General features: G+C 49.3%; 14 protein-coding genes and 1 pseudogene. 11 read left to right on the top strand and 4 right to left on the bottom strand.

The features are described from left to right. Positions 1–149: 149 nt before the first annotated feature. From gyrB to scpA, 4 genes are read left to right on the top strand one after another with little or no spacing between them, the layout of a single operon-like run. Positions 150–2,111, top strand: a complete 1,962-nt coding sequence (gyrB, locus tag DQN70_RS06995; RefSeq protein WP_023939505.1) for a DNA topoisomerase (ATP-hydrolyzing) subunit B — start codon at positions 150–152, stop codon at positions 2,109–2,111. Then, positions 2,092–3,918, top strand: a complete 1,827-nt coding sequence (locus DQN70_RS06990; protein ID WP_023938628.1) for a gamma-glutamyl-gamma-aminobutyrate hydrolase family protein — start codon at positions 2,092–2,094, stop codon at positions 3,916–3,918. Before gyrB ends, DQN70_RS06990 begins: the two co-directional genes overlap by 20 nt. A 48-nt stretch (positions 3,919–3,966) precedes the next feature. Next, positions 3,967–5,844 carry a methylmalonyl-CoA mutase small subunit gene (mutA, locus tag DQN70_RS06985; protein ID WP_023938626.1) on the top strand — a complete coding sequence of 626 codons (1,878 nt, stop codon included), beginning with the start codon at positions 3,967–3,969 and terminating at the stop codon, positions 5,842–5,844. A 12-nt stretch (positions 5,845–5,856) separates the two neighbouring features. Next, positions 5,857–8,004 carry a methylmalonyl-CoA mutase gene (gene scpA, locus DQN70_RS06980; RefSeq protein ID WP_023939504.1) on the top strand — a complete coding sequence of 716 codons (2,148 nt, stop codon included), beginning with the start codon at positions 5,857–5,859 and terminating at the stop codon, positions 8,002–8,004. Between the two features lie 500 nt (positions 8,005–8,504). Here the strand turns inward: scpA and DQN70_RS06975 are convergent, their stop codons facing one another. From DQN70_RS06975 to DQN70_RS06960, 4 genes are all read right to left on the bottom strand, one after another. Beyond that, complete coding sequence (locus DQN70_RS06975; RefSeq protein WP_023939503.1) at positions 8,505–10,286, bottom strand: coiled-coil domain-containing protein; 1,782 nt, start codon at positions 10,284–10,286, stop codon at positions 8,505–8,507. Between the two features lie 54 nt (positions 10,287–10,340). Continuing rightward, positions 10,341–10,799, bottom strand: a complete 459-nt coding sequence (locus DQN70_RS06970; RefSeq protein WP_023938418.1) for an HU family DNA-binding protein — start codon at positions 10,797–10,799, stop codon at positions 10,341–10,343. A gap of 158 nt (positions 10,800–10,957) precedes the next feature. After that, the gene (locus tag DQN70_RS06965; protein WP_023939502.1) at positions 10,958–12,292 is read right to left on the bottom strand and encodes an OmpA family protein; all 1,335 of its coding nucleotides are present in this window, start codon (positions 12,290–12,292) and stop codon (positions 10,958–10,960) included. 35 nt (positions 12,293–12,327) lie between these two features. Continuing rightward, entirely contained in the window at positions 12,328–12,540 is a 213-nt protein-coding gene (locus DQN70_RS06960) for a hypothetical protein (protein ID WP_023938416.1), read from the bottom strand. A gap of 391 nt (positions 12,541–12,931) precedes the next feature. On the opposite strand from DQN70_RS06960, the gene DQN70_RS06950 reads away from it, so the two are divergent. The 7 genes and pseudogenes from DQN70_RS06950 (at position 12,932) to DQN70_RS06930 (ending at position 21,258) form a co-directional block, all read left to right on the top strand. Next, positions 12,932–14,200 carry an ATP-binding protein gene (locus DQN70_RS06950; RefSeq protein WP_023939499.1) on the top strand — a complete coding sequence of 423 codons (1,269 nt, stop codon included), beginning with the start codon at positions 12,932–12,934 and terminating at the stop codon, positions 14,198–14,200. 8 nt (positions 14,201–14,208) lie between these two features. Continuing rightward, positions 14,209–16,305, top strand: coding sequence for a tetratricopeptide repeat-containing sensor histidine kinase (locus tag DQN70_RS06945; RefSeq protein WP_231968810.1), 2,097 nt, complete (start codon positions 14,209–14,211; stop codon positions 16,303–16,305). A 59-nt stretch (positions 16,306–16,364) separates the two neighbouring features. Further along, positions 16,365–17,114 (top strand): response regulator, encoded by a 750-nt coding sequence (locus tag DQN70_RS09615; RefSeq protein WP_231968809.1) that lies wholly within the window; start codon positions 16,365–16,367, stop codon positions 17,112–17,114. 201 nt (positions 17,115–17,315) lie between these two features. After that, on the top strand, positions 17,316–17,456 hold the full coding sequence (locus DQN70_RS09520; RefSeq protein WP_023938410.1) for a hypothetical protein: 141 nt from the start codon (positions 17,316–17,318) through the stop codon (positions 17,454–17,456). 66 nt (positions 17,457–17,522) lie between these two features. Next, positions 17,523–18,982, top strand: a pseudogene (locus DQN70_RS06940) (DNA topoisomerase); the annotation flags it as partial. A 663-nt stretch (positions 18,983–19,645) separates the two neighbouring features. Beyond that, on the top strand, positions 19,646–19,924 hold the full coding sequence (locus DQN70_RS06935; RefSeq protein WP_023938407.1) for a hypothetical protein: 279 nt from the start codon (positions 19,646–19,648) through the stop codon (positions 19,922–19,924). A 200-nt stretch (positions 19,925–20,124) separates the two neighbouring features. Beyond that, positions 20,125–21,258: a universal stress protein gene (locus DQN70_RS06930; RefSeq protein WP_023939493.1), complete on the top strand. Its 1,134-nt coding sequence runs from the start codon at positions 20,125–20,127 to the stop codon at positions 21,256–21,258. The last annotated feature ends 131 nt before the right edge of the window (positions 21,259–21,389 follow it).

Raw genomic sequence — 21,389 nt, 5'->3', positions numbered from 1 at the left:
AGGAAAGAGACTTTTTGATGATGCGAAAAGAGATTTCTCAAACAGTATTCTGTAAATGTGTAGGAGTAAGTATAGACTGGGTAATTTATCTTCGTTTTGTTACCTTTGTGCTGTTGTAACAGAAGTATAAAATCAGCCAAATCAATAATATGATCGAGGAAAACAACCTGACTCCGCCCGAAGAAGAATATTCGGCCGGTAGCATCCAAGTACTGGAAGGACTTGAAGCCGTGCGTAAACGTCCGGCGATGTATATTGGAGACACGGGGGAGAAAGGTTTGCATCATCTAGTGTACGAGGTGGTGGATAATTCTATTGATGAAGCCTTGGCCGGGCATTGTACGCATATAGAGGTTTCCATTTGTCAGGACAATTCCATTCGTGTAAAGGACAATGGCCGAGGGATCCCAGTAGATTTGCACGAAAAAGAGCAGCGAAGTGCCTTGGAAGTAGTGCTTACGGTGCTTCATGCTGGAGGAAAATTCAACAAAGACAGTTATAAAGTTTCTGGAGGTTTACATGGTGTAGGGGTTTCTTGTGTAAACGCTTTGTCCACCTATCTCAAGGCTGAAGTACATCGACAGGGACATATCTACATCCAAGAATTTGAGCGTGGGAAACCAATGGCTCCAATTCGTACAGAAGGGGAAGCTCATGACACCGGTACTATTGTCTCCTTTAAACCAGATCCGACAATTTTCTCTACCACTGTCTATGAGTGGCGTATTTTATCGAACCGTCTCCGAGAGTTGGCATTCCTCAATGCAGGTCTCTCTCTCACCCTCATTGATGAACGAGACAGAGATGAATCAGGAAATCCACGCAGAGAAGAGTTCTTCTCTAGAGAGGGGTTGAAAGAGTTTGTAACCTATCTAGATCGCTCCAAAGAATCTCTTGTAAACGATATTATCCATCTGGTAACGGAGAAGCAGGGCATCCCCGTAGAGGTGGCCATGACCTACAATACGACTTATCAGGAGAATGTGTACAGCTATGTCAATAATATTAACACTATAGAAGGGGGTACGCATCTTGCAGGTTTCCGCCGAGGTTTGACACGTACGCTCAAAAAATATGCAACCGACTCCAAAATGCTGGACAAGGTGAAAGTAGAGATATCGGGAGATGACTTCCGAGAAGGGCTCACAGCCGTGGTCAGTATCAAAGTTGCAGAGCCCCAGTTTGAAGGGCAAACCAAAACAAAACTGGGGAACACCGAAGTAATTGGAGCTGTGGATATGGCCGTTGGTGAGGCGCTAGAAAATTATCTGGAAGAACACCCCAAAGAGGCCAAGCTGATTATTGACAAAGTAATTATTGCAGCTACAGCCAGACACGCTGCCCGTAAGGCACGGGAAATGGTACAGCGGAAATCTCCCTTGGCCGGAGGAGGATTGCCGGGCAAGTTGAGTGACTGTTCTTCTAAAGATCCAGCACTATGCGAGCTATTCCTCGTTGAGGGAGATTCAGCAGGTGGAACAGCTAAGCAGGGTCGCAACAGAGAGTTTCAGGCCATTTTGCCTCTGAGAGGTAAAATCTTGAATGTGGAAAAAGCAATGCCACACCGTGTATTAGAGAGTGAAGAAATACGCAATATCTACACGGCCTTGGGGGTAACAATCGGGACAGAAGAAGACAGTAAAGAGTTGAATTTGTCCAAGCTGCGGTATCATAAGATTATCATCATGACTGATGCCGATGTCGATGGTAGTCACATTGCGACCCTTATCCTCACATTCCTTTTCCGCAACATGAGGCCTCTCATTGAAAAAGGATACGTGTATATAGCTACTCCGCCTCTCTATCTCTGTAAAAAAGGGAAGGAACAACAGTATTGTTGGGACGACAAGCAGCGACACGACTTTGTGTCTCGGTTTGCAGATGGAGATGAAAGCAAAGTACATATACAACGATACAAGGGTCTTGGGGAAATGAACGATGACCAGCTGTGGGAAACAACCATGAATCCAGACAATCGGACTCTTCGCAGGATAACGATAGAGAACGCACAAGATGCTGACGAGGTCTTCTCCATGCTCATGGGAGATGAAGTAGCCCCAAGGCGTACCTTTATCGAAGAGAATGCCACTTATGCCCGGATTGATGCCTGACGAAGGACTTTATCGCAAAATCGAGCAAACACGCTCAAAATGTTTGCGAACAGCATCCCCCACGGGGGGCTCTCCTCGTATTGGTATATCTGCCAATTACAACGATATTTTGGGGTCATGCCTAAGCCGAGCTTATAGTGATGCTGTCATCCAAGCCGGAGGAACCCCTTTTATTTTACCACTTACTGACGATGAGGCGGTAATCGAAACTTATCTCGACTCTATCGACGGCCTTTTAGTAAGTGGAGGAGGTGACATATACCCGTATTATTTGAGTGAGGATGCTAAGCAACACCTTGGAGAGGTTTGTCCGGAACGAGATCGCTATGACTTAGAATTAATTCGCCTGGCAGCCCGTCGCAATATCCCCATATTCGGTATTTGTCGAGGGCATCAACTTCTTGCAGCCGCATTCGGCGGTACAATTTATCAGGATATCTATTCCCAATATCAAACCTCCTCTTCTGTCTTGGGACACAATCCCAAACTCCCTAAACAGCAGTATGCTCATCGCATACTGTTGGATAAGCGACCCGACAGTTTGCTATCTCGTTTACTATATCCACAAGGGGAACTTTGGGTAAACAGTTTGCATCATCAAGCTGTAAAGAGTGTGCCGCCCAAATTTACAGAGACAGCTGTTGCCCTAGACGGGATAAATGAGGCAATGGAAGCCTATCCAGAAAAGGCAATCTTCTCCGTACAATGGCATCCCGAACAGATGATCTATGGAGGCGTGGACAAAGAGCGGCAGTCGTCGCTCTTTACTCATTTGATAGAGGAAGCTGACTTGTATCGGCGTGCTCGTACGATTCATCGTCATGTAGCCGTTGTCGACTCACATGTGGATACGCCAATGCATTTCGAAAAATCTCCTCGCTTTGACTTGGATACAGACTGTCTGGTAGATCTACCTAAGATGCAGGCTGGGCATGTTGATGCCGTATTGATGGCTGCTTATCTGCCACAAGGAGACTTGTCTGATAGCGATTTTTCAAAAGTCGAACAGAATGCAACTCGTCTATTAGAGGGAATTCATGCTCTCTCTCGCTTAGCTCCCGACAAATTGTGCATAGCTAGGGCTCCTATAGATATTTTACGAGCTAAGCGCAGAGGTCGGAAAGCAATTATGCCTGTTATTGAGAATGGCTACGCAATAGGAAATGATCTTAGCTTGCTGCGCAAGTATAAAGAACTGGGAGTGGCTTATATCACCCTGTGTCACAATGGAGATAATCAGTTATGTGACTCATCTTCACGGTCTTGCCAGACTCACAAGGGGCTGAGTTCTTTGGGGCGTTATGCCATAGCCGAAATGAATAGGCTGGGTATTGCCATTGATGTTTCTCATGCTGCCGACAGTACTATAAGCCAAGTGCTGGAATGTAGCAAAGCTCCCATCTTAGCATCGCATTCTTCTGTGAGAGCTTTAGCTGATCATCCTCGAAATTTGCCTGATGAATTGATTCGGGCAATTGCGCAAAAAGGAGGAGTGATACAAGTTTGTCTCTACCCAGGTTTTCTCAATAAAGAAGCTGACAAAGCCACATTGTTCGATGCTGTAGATCATATTGAATATATCATTGAATTGGTAGGGATAGAAGCCGTTGGCATCGGAAGTGATTTCGATGGAGGGACAGATCTTCCCGGATGTCGCAACGAGGCAGACTTAATACGGATCACGATCGAACTGCTCAGACGAGGTCATAGCACAGCGGAGCTCAAGGCTATCTTGGGAGGCAACTTACTTCGCCTTATTTCTGAAGTACAAAGCATAGGGTACAAGCTCATGCCCAATGATTTGTAGTTCAACTGAAACAAACAACCTAAATAATCCACTAAATAGTTATCAATTATGGCAAACAAAAAAGAGAAGCTCCTCAGTGACTTCCCGCCTATTACAACTGATGAATGGGTGGCCAAAATCACGGCCGACCTCAAGGGTGCCCCATTCGACAAAAAGTTGGTGTGGCGCACTCCCGAAGGCTTCGATCTTTACCCCTTCTACAGAATGGAGGATATAGAGGGGTTGAACACAGCGAAAAACCTGCCGGCTCAATTCCCTTACGTGCGCTCAACACGTATGGACAATGAGTGGACAGTTCGCCAAGACCTGGTAGTAGAAGACCTATCCGAAGCCAATATCAAAGCTTTGGATTTGTTACAGAGAGGTGTTACGGCTTTGGGATTCAAGCTTAAAAGAGACCAGACAACCGTAGAGGCTTTAGAAAAATTGCTCAAAGACATTGTCCCCGAAGCTGTTGAACTACATTTCAGTTGTTGCCAGTCAGTTGTTGTAAAGCTGGCTAAGGCTTTGGCTGAGTATCTCTCCGCTAAATCTCAAGATCCTGCTGCATGCCGTGGATCAATCAATTACAATCCCTTCAAAAAACAACTTGTACGAGGTGTAGTCAAGGAAGACTGGGCTACCACAGCCAAGGAAATTCTACTTGCAGTAGAGCCGATACCCGGTTTCCGTGTGCTGCATATAGATGCCTATCTACTGGCTGATGCCGGTGCCTATATTACTCAACAATTGGGGTTTGCTTTAGCTTGGGGACAACAATTGCTTGATACCCTCTCAGATGAGGGGTATTCGATAGACACACTTGGTAGACGTATACAGTTTAATTTTGGTGTGGGGACCAACTATTTCATGGAGATAGCCAAGTTCAGAGCTGCTCGATGGCTATGGGCTGAAATAGTAGGGGCCTATGGTGATCAATACAAGGGGGATGCGGCTAAGATTTATATGCACGCCATAAGCACAACTTGGAATAAGACTCTATACGACTCCTATGTCAACCTCCTTCGTACGCAAACAGAAACAATGTCCGCCTCCTTGGGTGGTGTAAATTCCATTACAGTACTCCCTTTTGATGGCATATATCAGCAACCGGACGAATTCTCCGAACGTATTGCTCGAAATCAGCAACTTCTGCTCAAAGAGGAATGTAATTTCGACAAGGTGATAGACCCTTCTGCCGGATCGTATTATATCGAACATCTTACTAACAGTATAGCCACTGAAGGCTGGAAACTCTTCCTCTCTGTTATTGAAGATGGTGGTTTCTGCAAGCAAGCTAATGAAGGCAAAGTGCAGGCAGCTGTAAACGCTTCTAACGCCAAGCGACATGAGGCTGTAGCTCGCCGCAAAGAAAGCTTGCTAGGAACGAACCAGTTCCCCAATTTCACCGAATTGGTTGCTGGTAAGGTTGCCCAAACAGAGGAAAAATCTGCGGGCAAACATGGCTGTGGCTGTGGAGGATGCAACAGTACTATCGAGGCTCTGTCCTTCTCTCGTGCGGCTTCGGATTTTGAGGACCTTCGCCTCTCTACCGAACGTAGTGGAAAAACTCCTACTGTCTTCATGCTTACTATCGGTAATTTGGCAATGCGCTTGGCAAGATCTCAGTTCTCATCAAACTTCTTTGCTTGTGCTGGTTACAAACTGATAGATAACCTCGGTTTTGAGACAGTTGAAGAGGGGGTAGATGCGGCTATGAAAGCAGGAGCAGACATTGTTTGTCTATGCTCCAGTGATGATGAGTATGCAACTTATGCCATACCGGCATATCGCTACCTCAATGGTCGTGCCGAGTTTGTAGTAGCCGGAGCTCCTGCTTGTATGCCGGAGTTGCAGGAAGCAGGGATAAAGGATTACGTAAATGTGAAGTCCAATGTCTTGGAAGTGCTCCAAGACTTCAATAAAAGACTTGGTATTAACGCCTAACAGCCGAATAGTATGAAGCCAAATTTCAGAAATATAGACATCAAGTCCGCCGGCTTTGCGGCAATGAATGCTACCAAGTGGGCTGAGGACAACCATATATCAGCCAACTGGCGTACCCCTGAACAGATCGATGTACGTCCGGTCTATACACAAGACGATCTAGAAGGAATGGAGCACTTGCATTATGCCTCGGGCTTACCTCCTTTCTTGCGTGGCCCGTACAGTGCCATGTACCCTCTTCGTCCATGGACCATTAGACAATATGCCGGATTCTCTACGGCAGAGGAATCAAATGCTTTCTACAGACGTAACCTTGCGTCAGGACAGAAAGGTTTGTCGGTGGCCTTCGACTTGGCAACCCACCGTGGCTATGATGCCGATCACAGCCGAGTTGTAGGTGATGTGGGAAAGGCAGGTGTTTCTATCTGCTCTCTCGAAGATATGAAGGTACTCTTCGATGGGATCCCCTTGTCCAAAATGTCGGTGTCCATGACCATGAATGGAGCTGTATTGCCAGTCTTGGCTTTCTATATCAACGCCGGTTTGGAACAAGGAGCCAAACTTGAGGAGATGGCCGGTACAATACAGAATGATATTCTGAAAGAGTTTATGGTGCGTAATACCTACATCTACCCACCTGAATTCTCAATGAAGATTATTGCAGACATCTTTGAGTACACCTCTCAAAAGATGCCTAAGTTCAACTCTATCTCTATCTCTGGCTACCATATGCAGGAGGCCGGAGCGACGGCAGACATCGAAATGGCTTATACGCTGTCCGATGGTATGGAGTATCTGCGTGCCGGTATCAATGCTGGTATACCTGTAGACAAGTTTGCACCACGTTTGTCTTTCTTCTGGGCTATTGGAGTAAACCACTTCATGGAGATCGCAAAAATGCGTGCAGCTCGTATGCTTTGGGCCAAAATAGTCAAGAGCTTTGGCGCAGAAAACCCCAAGAGTTTACCACTGCGTACCCATAGCCAGACTTCCGGTTGGTCGCTTACGGAGCAAGACCCCTTCAACAATGTCGGACGTACTTGTATAGAAGCAATGGCTGCCGTTTTGGGGCATACTCAATCCTTGCACACCAATGCGTTGGATGAGGCTATTGCTTTGCCTACAGACTTCTCAGCTCGTATCGCACGTAATACACAGATCTACATTCAGGAAGAAACCATGGTTTGTAAGCAAATCGACCCATGGGGAGGTTCTTACTATGTGGAAAGTCTTACAAATGAGCTGATGCATAAAGCCTGGGCTCATATCCAAGAGATCGAAGGCATGGGTGGTATGGCCAAGGCAATCGAGACCGGACTGCCGAAATTGCGTATCGAAGAGGCGGCAGCACGCACTCAAGCCCGCATTGACTCCAACCAACAAACAATTGTGGGAGTTAATAAATATCGTCTGGACAAAGAAGATCCTATTGATATTCTGGAGATCGACAATACGGCCGTACGAGAACAACAAATTGGTCGCTTGAACGAGCTGCGCAAAGATCGAGACGAAGAGGCTGTAAAGAAGGCTCTCGAAGACATCACCAATTGTGTGCGCACCAAAGAAGGGAACTTGCTCGAATTGGCTGTAAAGGCAGCTGGTTTGCGTGCTTCTTTGGGTGAAATATCTGACGCTTGCGAAGAAGTCGTAGGTAGATACAAAGCTGTAATCCGAACTATATCAGGCGTGTATTCATCAGAATCGGGTGGCGACAAAGTATTTGATCGCGCCAAGCAGCTCGCAGAAGAGTTCGCTAAGAAAGAAGGGCGTCAGCCTCGTATCATGATTGCCAAAATGGGGCAAGACGGACACGACCGTGGAGCCAAAGTAGTTGCCACAGGCTATGCCGACTGCGGTTTCGACGTAGACATGGGGCCTTTGTTCCAAACTCCGGAAGAGGCTGCTCGGCAGGCTGTAGAGAATGACGTTCATGTAATGGGTGTCAGCTCATTGGCTGCAGGGCACAAGACGTTGATCCCACAAGTAATAGAAGAGCTGAAGAAATTAGGACGTCCCGATATTTTGGTAACAGCCGGTGGTGTTATCCCCGCGCAGGACTATGATTTCCTATACAAAGCCGGTGTGGTAGCAATCTTCGGTCCGGGTACTCCGGTGGCTTTCTCTGCTGTAAAAGTGTTGGAGATCCTACTACAAGATTGAAGTAGAGTAGGGTATCTTTTACCCTAACCTCCCCGATATGAAAAGAGGGTTGTGCTGCTTATATGACAGCGCAACCCTCTTTTTTCCTTTGAACAATACCATTCAGGGGGGAGCTTATCAGATCACCCCTGTTTTCATATCATCGTTTTGTACACTCTTGTCTCGTTTAAGTTGCCCAAAGCCTCTTTCGTTCTTCCGCCGTGGCACGGTCGGAAGTGATGATGCCTGTCCAAGGCAGGTTTACTAATCTTTTCATGTTCACAACGAGTTTGAATTAAAAAATCTCCGCAAAACAGCAAGGCGATTTGCGGAGATTGAATGTGCAATTTTCGGTCATGGTCCGGCGATTGCCGCGTTGATCATGATGTGAAGGTTTCATCAGAGAGCCTTGCTCACACGGAGATCATCAGTAATTTTTTTAGGTAACTCTCCTCCCGCCACTTTCAAGGACAGGAGGAGAGGTTTATTTTATCGTGTCATGCCCGTGGGGCAAGGCAAATTCATGGGCGGACGGCCCGCACCGCCCACCCGTAGCAGCGGCGGCTGGAGCTCCAGTCGTGCTGGCCCGAACCGAAGCCGAGGCTGCGGGCGTAGTCGCTGCCGGGCCCGACGAGCGAACTCGACCAACAGCCGCCCCACCTGCCGGCACCGTCGAGATCGTAACCATTGCGGTTGCCGGCGGCCGGCAGGAAGATGCTGTTGCCGTTCTTCTTCGATACCACCTTGTAGCCGTTCACGCCGTAGCCGTTCACATCGTCCCTCTTGATCCAAGTCCAGGTGCAGTTGTCTGGGTTTATCAGTTCTAGGATTTCACCTGCGGTCGGCATGCGCCAGGGTGCGCCGAGCGCGGCGGTGGCGGCATCGTCCTCGGGGTCGAGGACGGTTTTTCGGTCGGTTTTGTTGTATTTATTCAAGTTATCCTCCGTACCCCACTTGTAGGTTGCCCATACGTAGTCAGTCTTGGGCTTTGTCTCGCCCCATGCGTAGTAGTCGCCGTTATCGCCCGGCTTCGATGCACCGAGGTTGCACTTCGCCCACTTCAAACTGCTTGGCAGGCCGAGGTCGACATATTCCATCGTTGAAGGAGTGGTGCCTCCTCCACCTTCGCCTCCTCCACCTTCGCCTCCTCCACCGCCGCTGCCGCCACTTCCGATGGCTGCTTTGAGTTCGTCGAGCTTGGCGATGATTTGTGCGAGGGCTGCGGCTGCCGAGGTGTTGCCGGAGTTCACAGAGGCGATGAGGTTGTTGATGGCGGTGGTTACGTTGGCAATCTGTGTGGCGATGCCTGCCTGTGCGTCGCCGAGTGCTTCAATCTGCGTCTTCATGGCATTGAGGGCGGCGACTACGGCGTCGAACTTGTCGCTATAGTCCGGCATAGCATTGATGGCCGCCTTGATGGCAGAGAGTTTGTCGCCATAGTCGGGCAGGTTGGCAATGGCCGTCTTGATGGCTTCAAGCTGCGCGGAGTAGTCGGGCAGTGCCTTGATAGCATCTTCGAGCAGCTGCATTTTGCTTTCCATGGAGAGGGTCTGTGCCTTGATGGCAGCCTCGATGGCAGCGAGCTTCTGGGCGGTGGTAGCAGATGTGCTCTCGATGATGCCGCGGATAGCTTCGAGCTTCTCGGAGAGTGCTCCGCTCATGTTGTCGATGGCCTGTGCTAATTTGGTGGTCATCTCGTCGAGCTTGATGGTGTTGTTGTTCACCGCTGTCTCCAAGAGTTGCAACTTGCTTTCGAGTGAGAGGGTCTGTGCCTTGATGGCAGCCTCGATGGCAGCGAGCTTCTGGGCGGTGGCAGCAGATGTGCTCTCGATGATGCCGCGGATAGCTTCGAGCTTCTCGGAGAGGGCTCCGCTCATGTTGTCGATGGCCTGTGCTAATTTGGTGGTCATCTCGTCGAGCTTGATGGTGTTGTTGTTCACCGCTGTCCCCAAGAGTAGCAACTTGCTTTCGAGTGAGAGCGTCTGTGCCTTGATAGCTGCCTCTATGGCAGCGAGCTTAGCCGCAAGCGCATTGCTCTGATTGGTGATTACTTCGATGAGCATCTGCAATTTCTCGGCTTGCGTGGCTTTCATCTGGTCAATGGATGAGGAGAGCTTGGCAATAGCCTCTTCCATCTTCATTGTACCATTGTTGATGGCTTCCACCACCTTGGTGAAGTCGTTGTTCACTGTCACGTTCATCGTGTAGTTGATCTCGGGTGCGTCTTCCTGACATGAGGTGAGGAACGTGGGTGCTGCCAACAGCATGGTGATGGCAAACAGGATAGATGTTATTCGTTTCATAATCTCTATTGTTTTAATCATTATTGTTACTTAGTTGTTTGGAAAATAGCAAAGTCATGCTCCTATGGAACTTTCGTCCGGGGGCGTAGGCGTCGGAGTGGGTGTACCGCTTTGGGTAGAGATGCCGTCGGGACGTGTCACCATACGCTGCACCGCCTTGGCTTGGTCGCGCATCTCGTGTCGGGGGAAGAACTGTATGCGGGGTGTCTTCAACGTGTCGGCGGTAACCTCCTTTTCGGTTTCCATACGCTTTCCCGTGGAGACGACCTTGAACGAACCGAGGTCGGCAAGGTCGACGGCACGACCGGCAAACATCTCCTCACGCACGACCTCTGCCAGTGCCGTGATGGCGGCACGCACGTCGGCACGCGAGAGGGCGGTGGCATTGATGATGCGATCCTCCACCTGACGGGAGGTAATCTTGTCTTGTGTCGCAGGGGCGGCATAGTACATGGTCTTGCCCTTGTGCTTGCCAATGTTTACGACGACTTTCTTGACGCTGTATAGAATCATAGTCTTTTGTTGTTTTATCTCTGCCCGAATGTGCTGTCGAAACATCGAGTGACATCCTATTGGAACGTCGATGGACGTTCTATTGGAGCATTGATTGACGTTCCGTCGGTGCGTTGCTTCCGTTGCCTTTCGAGCATCTTGAGATGGGTTAATAAACTCTATTCTACGGTAATGGTTACTCGGCGTCCCTCAGCACTCGGCTTGTCGTTCTGCTCGCCCACGGCAACGGTGGGGCGGAGATTGTCGCGGCTGAAGCCCTCCTTGACGAGGAAGTCGATGACACGTTGCAAGCGACGCTCCGAGAGCTGCTGGTTGTAGTCGGTGTCGCCGGGCGTGCTTGCCTCGGCGATGAGGTTGAGTCTGCGACCCTGTACGCTCTGTGCAAAGGTGCGGAGACGCTCTGCCTCGGTGCGGTCGAAGTAGGAACTGTCGTGGGCGAACTGCACGAAGTGGGGAGCCACTGCGGCGGCAGGCTGCTGCACGACGGGCTTGCTCTGCTCGCACTCGCTGAGACGCTTGGAGAGTTCCTGCTGCTTGCTCTCGGCACGGTCGGCACGCTGTCGGTCGTTCTCGGCTTGCTGTCGCAGGGCGTTCAACTGGTCGTTGAGGGTGGCAATTTCACCATCATAGCGTGCCGCCAATGCCTTGGCATGGCTGGGGGCGAAGCTGTATCGCATGGTGGCGAGGGCGAAGATGAGGTTCTTCGGTGCCATCTCCTTGCGGGCGATGAGCCAGTCCATTTCTCCCTTTATGCCTACGGCAATGCGTGGCGAGAGGTTCGCCTCAATGTGGAGCGATGCAGGGATGTAGAAATTGCGGAAGTCGGTGTGCGTATTGGTGGTACGCACGTTGCCCGTGAGCGTGAGGCTCGACTCGTTGCTGATGGTGGCATCGGGAGTAAGTGGCGACGTAGTGCCACCCTCCGAGATGGTGTTGTTGAAGTAGATGCCATACTCGTTGCCTTTGGCAAAGAGGTATCCCACGCCCGTGCCGGCATAGATGTTGAGCCATTGCGCCTTTCGGCTGCTCCATAGCTCCATGATGTTGAAGTCAGCACCGAGGCGTACTTTGTGGTAGTTCACCACATAGTTGCCATAGGTCTTGACGGGCATCTGCTTCGGGTCGATGGTAGAGAACCTCTGCTCGCGACGGTAGCGTGAGTAGAGATACTCCGCACCAACACGCACCCACGGCACGATGTGGTAGTCAATGCCGCCGCCCACGGCAGGCGACAGACTGTAACTACGTTTGGCATCAAGGTTCTGATACCACACGCCCGATGCCCACGACGTGCCACCCTCGGCATAGATGCTCCAAGTATGGGTGCGGGCTTGTCGATTGAAGTCGGGCTGTGTCGGCGTGCCTCCCGATGACTCCGAGGTCTGCCCGTGGGCAACGACGGCAATCGTGCAGGAGAGCAGAGCCGTCAGCCCCATTCGGGTCATCCTGCCTAAGAGAGGCAGTGACGATGACTGATGTTCGCTTCTGTTCATAATTACTTTTGTTTAATGAATACTAGGTGATTGTATTAGTCTTTTCGTGTATCGGATTTCGGAGGGTCGCTGTCGCCCCCGAGCGTATCGGGTAGCTTTTCTCTGGCGAGGTTGCCCTTTAGCTGCTTGTCCACTTCGATGCGTACCATATCGCGGATCACATCCAAGAGTTCTAAGCGGTCGCTTGTAATACGAGCAATCTCGTCGGGGGAGATGCGACGGTTTGAAGTATCTTTTTTTCGTGCCATTTCAAAACGTCTGTTTTCTTTTCTGCAAAGCTACCCCCGCATCTGCCAAAGGGATATGTTGATTTCGGACAAAAACCTGCAGAAATCGGACATTCTTCAAGTACCCCACCTGCATATTTCGGACATCGAGAAATCGCATTCCATTGAATATCAGCGAAAAATGCCGAAAAAGCTCGCAGATAGTCCGAAAAATAGTTTTGAGGACTTTGGGAGAGTTTCGAGTGTTTTTCGTCAGTATTTTCTTTCGCTTTTCTTTCTGTGATTGCTTTGCATGCAGTGCGGAAAAGAACTTACGAAATGAATATTTGATTTCTTATGGAAGTTTTCTTGGCGTTGTATTATGGATTATGGAGCTTTTGTTACCTTTGCAAGCAGATTAAAATATGGATTTATGGATGCAAGAAGATTGACCACCATCTTTTCCGACCAAAAGGAAGAACTGCTGTCGCACGACCCGTCGCTGTTGTGCAGCAGAATGGAGGAGAGGCAGCTGTCGCCGTCGAGCAACCTTGCCCAGATTGTGATAGGCGTGCGCCGAAGCGGAAAATCCACCCTGTGCGAGAAGTTCATACGGCAGCAGGGGGGGGAATTTGCCTATGCCAACTTCGATGACGACCGACTGACAGGAATGGAGACCGACGATTTCGACCGTGTGCTTGATGCCTTGTATCAGATATATGGTGATTTCAAGTATCTTTTCCTTGACGAGGTGCAGAACATCAAGGGCTGGCAGTTGTTTGTCAACCGCCTGCTTCGCCAGAAAGTGCACCTGTTTGTCACGGGTTCCAACTCCAAACTGCTGAGCAGCGAACTGACCACCCACCTGACAGGACGACACAACAAGGTGGAACTCTATCCGTTCTCGTTTACCGAATATGCCACGATGCGTGGCGTGGAACTTCGCTCCCTCTCCACCAAAGCCAAAGCCCTGCGCAAGAAAGCCCTGCATGAATACCTGATGGACGGCGGCTTTCCCGAACTGATGAACGAGCAGAACAAAAGGGGGTACATTGAGGCACTGCTCAATTCGATCATCAAGAACGACATCGCACGGCGGTTCCGTCTGAGGCACGTGGAGGTGCTTCGGCGAATGGCAACCTACCTTGCCGACAATTTCTGCCAGGAGTTCGTGGCAACAGACCTTGCCAAACTTTTTGGTGTGTCGAACCACACCATAGAGAACTACTATTCCCATCTGAAGGAGGCATTCCTGCTGCTGGGTGTTCCCAAGTTCTCTTATAAGAGTCGGGAGCGGGTACGCAACGAGAAAGTGTATGTGGTAGATGTGGCTTTCGTATCGGAACGCAGCGGCACTTTCTCCACCGAGAATATGGGTTGGCGATTAGAGAATGTGGTCTATGTGGAACTGCTCCGTCGCTACCGCCCCGAGTATGCTGACGTGTTCTATTACCGCGACAACCAATGGGAAGTGGATTTTGTCATCGCCAAGGGAGGAAAGGTGGAACAGTTGGTGCAGGTGTCCTATGACATCAGTGCGGAGAAGACCTTGAACCGTGAGATCAACGCTCTGCTGAAAGCCGCCACGAAATTCCATTGCGAAAACCTGCTGCTCATCAACTTCGACGAAGACCGTGAAGTGGAGAAGAACGGACATTGCATCCGTATGGTTCCTGCCGCAGAATGGCTGACCCGACAATAAACACACCTATGAACAATCACAAAAAATCATACTTGTGCAACACCACAAACATGGTCTTAAAACCTCTTTACAGCCTCACCACGAGCCTTTTAATATTTATGGGGGATTGTAAACGCTATCGGCTGATTTTAAGCGTTATAACGACGTTTGTATCGGTTGGTTTTCTGCTTGTTTCGTGCGGGAGAGAGCCAGTTTCTTTTACGGCTGAAGAGCGGCACGAGGCAGACAGCATTGTAAAGTCGATAAAGAACAGCGACTCGCTCGCCGTGCTTCAGAAGCAGTGGGAGAAGGAGGGGAAAACGCTTATGAGCATCGTTGCCCTGCGAGAACAGGGCAAGGCTCTACGCAACAAAAGCCTTTTCGACGAGGCTCTCTATGTCCACAGCGAGGAATTGAAGCAGGCAGAAGCCGCACGAGATACCCTCGAATGGGTGCAGGCACTCAACAACATTGGTACGGACTACCGCCGACTGGGCGTACTGGACGTAGCTCAGGAGTATCACTATAGGGCGTGGAAACTGAGCGAAGAATACTCGGACACCACCTTCACCGCAAAGAAGAACCGTGTGATGTCGCTCAACGGATTGGGCAACATCTATATGACCATCGGCAATTACAACCGTGCCGACAGTGCCCTGCACATGGCTCTGGCAGGCGAGCAGGAGCTGAACAGTGCCGTGGGCATGGCGATCAACTATGCTAACCTCGGCTCCATCTTTGAGCATCGGGGGCAGACAGACTCGGCATGGGTCTATTATCGTCGCTCTATGGAACTCAACCAAAAGGCAAACAATACGTTGGGCATATCGCTTTGCCACACCTACTTTGGCTCGCTGTATGAGAAAGCGAAGGACTACGACAAGTCGATCGCAGAGTATGAAGCCGCTTACAAGCTGATGGAGGCATCCCAAGACGAGTGGCACGCACTGAACTCGCTCATCGCACTGGCGGGCATACACTGTGCCTCGGGCAACGACAGGCAGACTCTCGCCTATCTGGACAGAGCCAAGACAGTGGCGGAGCGCATCAAGTCGGTGGAGCATCAGGCGGAAATCTACACCTTATATTATAAGCACCACAAACATTCGGGCAATCTCTCGCAAGCCTTGGTATGCTATGAGCGTGCGACGGCTTTGCAAGACAGCGTGGTGGATATGGAAAAAATCAACCGCATGCAGAGCACCAGCCTCGCCATAGAGCGAAGACGGCAGCAACAACAAATGGCGGAGGTAAATTATAAATTGGAAAGTGAACGAACGATACGGCATTGGGGGATTGGTGCTTTCGTCTTGCTACTGCTCCTGTCGGGTGGCGGAATAACAGCGTTGTTCTACATACAACGTCTCCGTGCACGCAGCCATCATGCACTAAAGCAAATGAGTATGATGCGCGAGACGTTCTTCACCAACATCACCCATGAGTTCCGCACACCGCTCACCGTCATCTTGGGACTGAGCCGTGAGCTTGTCGACGATGAAAAGGCACGACCGACGACACGGGAAAAGGCAGAGGTTATCAAGCGTCAGGGCAATAGTCTGCTGACGCTTATCAATCAACTCTTGGACATTTCCAAAATCAAGTCGTCTGTGGGTGCCCCCGATTGGTATGCCGGCAACATCACGACCTACATCGAAATGCTGGTAGATAGTTATCAAGACTATGCCGAGAGCCGAGGCGTGAAGCTCCAGTTCATCGGTAAGGACAAGGTGGAGATGGACTTCGTGCCCGACTATGTGACCAAGGTGCTGAATAACCTGCTTTCCAATGCCCTCAAATTCACGCCGGAGTATGGCAAGATAAGAGTTTCGTTGTGGCAACATCACGAGCAACTGCGTATTGACGTGAGTGACACGGGCAGAGGAATAGCCGAGAGTTCTATTCCGCATATCTTCAAGCCGTTTTACCAGTCGGAGCAGGATGCAGGCAACGTCGGCACAGGCGTGGGATTGGCGCTCGTGAAGCAGATCATCGACAACGTAGAGGGTACGATAAGCGTGGAGAGTACCGTGGGCAAGGGAACAACTTTCCACATTGCCGTACCTATACGCCACGAAAGTAAGAAACGCCTCTTGGAAGATACCAGTATGATGGGCAACCCCCCCTGATCCCCGAAGCCTTACAGATACCCGATGATAGTACCAACTCGGATGCCGACTGCCGTATTTTGATCATCGAAGATAATATCGACGTGGCTGCGTATATCGGCTCACAACTAACAGATGGCTACGCCGTGGCGTACGCTGCTGACGGCACGCAGGGATTGGAAAAAGCCATGGAATTGGTGCCCGACCTGATCATCACCGACCTGATGATGCCCGGTATGGACGGCTTGGAAGTGTGCCGAGCAGTGCGTGGCAATGAAATACTGAGCCATATTCCCGTAATCATCGTAACGGCAAAGGTAAGCGAGGAAGACCGTGTGAAAGGCTTTGAAGCGGGGGCGGATGCCTATCTTGCCAAACCGTTCAACCACGATGAGCTACGAGTGCGTGTGGAGAAACTCCTCGAGCAGCGTCGCCTGTTGCGAGAGAAATATACCAAAGCCGTGACAGAGGGCAAGGAAACTGAGGTAGTCATGAACGATACTGACCGCAGGTTCCTCTCTAAGACGGTGAATGCCATCTATATGCTGATGGAACAACGTGAGCTGAACACCACATTGCTTGCCGATAAACTTTGCCTGAGCGAACGCCAACTCCGCCGCAAGCTAACAGCTCTGACGGGCGACTCCCCTGCTTCCTTCATACAGCATACCCGTATGGAGCGTGCCAAGCAGCTACTCGTCTCCCAACCCGAATGGACGATAGAAGTGGTGGCAGACTCTTGCGGCTTCGAGAGCTACTCGGTGTTCTACCACGCTTTCAAGAAACTCTACAACATCTCTCCCTCACAGTACAGACAAGAGGGGAGCTGAATACACAAGTCCCTTTTGGGTTAATGGGCATGACGATGGGATATATCTTTGCGGTATATCCCATTCGTTGTATATGGAAGAGCCACTTCCCACCATATCAATGCCACAAGTACGCAGTTATTCCCAACTGCTAACATGCACGGTTTCTTTGATTTACCTTTTCCCATGCACCGCTGTTGGTGTCATTAAATACATTGTAATATGGACGAAAAAATCAAAGACCAAGAAGTCCTTTTAGTCGAGGATCAGAAGGACAAAACTCTCAAAGCCGTCGCAGGGACGGACGAGAAAGGCGGACTGAAGACTCTACCACCCACCGCAGAGCAGAAAGAAGAGAAGTAGGAACAGAAGCGTTCCAAGGGAATGAAAATGTAATCCGCCACCACTAACATCCAAAAGTAAAATCGTATGAAAGTCATCATAGCAGAAAAACCGAGCGTAGCCCGTGAGATTGCCCGCGTCGTTCGGGCAACGAACAGAAAAGAGGGCTATATAGAAGGCAGTAACTACACCGTCACATGGGCATTGGGACACCTGATAACGGTGCCCATGCCCGAAGCCTACGGTTTCAAAGGTTTCCATCGTGAAAATCTTCCCATCCTGCCTCCCGTCTTTACCCTTATTCCCCGTCAAGTCAAGAGCGGTAAAGGCTACAAGGCAGACCCGAGTGCCCTTGCCCAGCTCAAAGTCATTGAAAAACTCTTCAAAGCGGCAGAGAGCATCATCGTAGCCACCGACGCAGGACGTGAGGGTGAGTTAATATTCAGGTTCATCTACGAGTATCTCGGCATCGCCAAGCCTTTTGAGCGACTCTGGATCAGTTCGCTCACAGACAAAGCCATTCGGGAAGGACTTGTCCAGCTCAAAAGCGGAGCCGAGTACGACAATCTTTATTATGCCGCTCGAGCACGCAGCGAAGCCGACTGGCTCGTGGGTATCAATGCCACTCAAGCCGTTTCCATAGCGGCAGGTTATGGCACTTACTCGTTAGGCAGGGTGCAGACTCCGACACTCTGCATGGTCTGCTCACGCTTCTGGGAACATAAGAAGTTTACGCCACAACCGTTTTGGCAACTGAGCCTTTCTGTAAAGGACGGCGATGAGAGCTTCCGTTTCTCATCGCCCGAACGCTACTTCAACAAGGAAGAAGCCACCGCCTTGTATGAGAAACTAAAGCAGCCTCTCAAATCACGATAGAGACGATTGTCCGCAAGGAAGCGAAGCAGGAACCACCTCTTTTGTACGACCTGACCACCCTGCAGAAGGAAGCCAATAGCCAACACCGTTATTCGGCAGAGCAAATCCTTACACTGGCACAAAAACTTTATGAAAAGGGATACATCACTTATCCGCGTACCGGAAGTCGTTATATCTCAGAGGATGTCTTGGAGGAAATCCCCGCATTGATCGCATTCCTGCATGACCATCCCGTATGGGGTATCCATGCCCGTAACCTTTCCGTCCTCAATGCCCGATCGGTAAACGGGAAGAAAGTGACCGACCACCATGCCCTGCTCATTACAGGCAAAAAGCCGATAGATGTATTTGGAGAGGAAGCGGTCATCTATAATATGATTGTAGGGCGTATGCTGGAAGCCTTCTCCGCTCGGTGTGAGAAAGACGTTACCACCGTAACCGCCTTGTGCGAAGGTGTAAAGTTCACGCTCAAAGGAGAAATCATCAAGGAAGGGGGTTGGCGTGCCATCCTCAAAAACAGCAGGAAAAAAGATAAGGAGCAGTTAGAAGCTGAAGAACGAGAAAGTCGAGAAAATGGGGAAGGCATCATCATCCCCGAATGGGAGGAAGGCGAGCAACTCCCGCTCTGCGCCTGTTCGTTGGCACAAGGGACGACTAAGCCAAAACCGCTGCAGATTGTCAAATTTATAGAAAGAAAGTATTTGGTAGATCCTTTCTATACCCTTTTGCGAATATACTTTTTTTCACAAATAGAAGAGCCAAGTTTTTCCGAAAACAACTCCTACGATGTTGGAAAAAGAGATCTCATTTGCCATGCCTCCCCAACTCTTGTACAATAACTGGGGAGAGAGCAAAAATTCTCTCAGGAGAGAATTTTTGCTAACACAGGAGAGAATTTTTGTTTTCTCAGGAGAGAATTTTGACCCCCTCAGAATGCCGATGAATAGGGCCTTTTGAGAAGAGCTTTTGGAGACCTAAAAGTTCTTTTTGTTTGGCTATTTCCCAGTCAAATGGCATCACCATTAGGTGGAAGACAGCTTTTCTAAAATCGTATTGCTTTAGTTATAATGCGATATGAAATTTAAATTACAGAAGAGTGGAATTAGCTCCTTAGTCAAAGTGATCGCTTGTTATATATAAATTAGTGTCAACGCCATGTCGTAATTATTGCATTCCATAAAGCTTGACAAAGGGCTACTGAAACAAGCGTCTTGGGAGCCTGCGCAACGATCTCGAAAACAGAAGCTTTCGGGTTTGCTTTTTTGTCAGGGAAAATATAAATTAGCGGTGAAATGAATAATCAATAATGTCCAACCACTAATAACAACAACACTATGTCAATCACCATTTCTTTCAACGAATTGCGAAGAATAAAAGATAGTCTGCCTGACGGCGCCATGACACGCATCGCCGAGGAGCTTGATCTTCGCCCGGATACAGTGAGGAATTACTTTGGCGGTGCCAACTACGAAGAAGGTCGGAGTTGCGGTATACATATAGAACCCGGCCCCGATGGCGGTCTGGTTGAGATTGACGACCCCACCATACTCAATAAGGCTAAGGCTATTCTTGGGGAAAAGCCCCTCGAGGAAGAAATGGCATCTGAGTCCTAATGATACCATGAAAGAGAGGGGAGATCTTGCATATCTGTTAAAGAGTGGGGTAGAAGGTCTCCCCTTTTGATTGTTTTTCGTCTCTTGATACGTCGAGAGAGCGTCTCTCTTGAGCTATATGAGTTGCCGGACTTGTCGGGCTGTTTCCCCTTGTAGTCCTGCGTTTATGATTGAACACAACCAACACAAAGCAGTACGTTATGTCTGAAAGCAAATTAGTTACCATAGCCATTCATACATATGAAAAGGCACAGATCCTAAAAACACTATTAGAGAGCGAAGGAATTGAGACTCAGTTGCACAATGTAAACCAGATACAACCGGTCGTTTCGGCCGGAGTGCGGGTACGTATCAAAGAGACTGACTTGCCCAAGGCTCTGCGTATCATAGAAGACAACAAATGGGACCAAGAAGAAAAAGATGTTCCCGAAGAGAAACCATCTCATCCCAGTGACTATGTATTGATTCCTGTAGACTTCAGCGAATATAGCATGAAGATATGTGAGTTAGGGTTCAATTTTGCACATAGAAAAGGACTAAATGTGGTCCTATTCCATGTTCACTTCACCCCCATTGGCTCTGCATTCTTCTCAATAGGGGATGCCGCAATGTTTCAGGTACCTGTCGAAACCAATCTTTCCAAGGAACTGGCTAAGGCTAACAGACAGATGAGCAAACTGAAGAAAGAGCTACGGGAACGAGTTGCAGCGGGGGAGTTGCCTGAAGTAAAATTCACCTCTATTATACGCAACGGCACGCCGGAAGATGTGATACTAAGTTATAGCCGTCGTCATCCGCCGGTAATCATTATAATGGGGACAAGAGGGAAATCTCGCAAAGACTCCGACCTGATAGGCAGTGTGGCCGCTGAAGTAATAGACTCAAGCCGGGTACCTGTGCTGGTTATCCCCGAAGAAGTTCCATTTAATGACCTAAAAAAGGCCGATCGTGTGGCAGTAGCTACCAGCTTCGACCAGAGAGATATGGTTCTTTTCGACTCTTTCATGGAGCTTTTGGGATCACATATCAACGCGTCTATTCGCTTATTTAATATCTCTACTTCTACGCCGGAATGGAATGAGGTTCAGCTTAAAGCGATACAGGAATATTACAAACATTATTATCCAAACATCGATATCAGTTATAATCCTTTGGATCCGGGAGATTTCTCTCTGGCATTGGAGAAATTTATCCGAATGGAGGATATAGATATGATTGTGGTTAATACCTATCGCAGGAATTTCTTCTCACAATTCTTCAATCCCAGCATGGCCAGACGTATGCTTTTCCATGCTGGTACTCCTTTGCTCGTTATGCACGGCAAGCGCAGTTGATAAGCATAATAGGAAAAGCCTTGCAAATGAGGCTTAAACAACCCAACTAAGAGAGCTACACATTCCGGGCTCCACCATAAGAGGGCTGTGTCCAAATTAAAATTTGGCGCAGCCCTTTTACTTATACACAG

It is taken from the genome of Porphyromonas crevioricanis (assembly GCF_900476255.1).
In the GTDB taxonomy this organism is placed as follows: Bacteria; Bacteroidota; Bacteroidia; order Bacteroidales; family Porphyromonadaceae; genus Porphyromonas; species Porphyromonas crevioricanis.
Note: the sequence above shows the minus strand (reverse complement) of the source record. Positions and strands in the feature narration are given on the sequence as shown.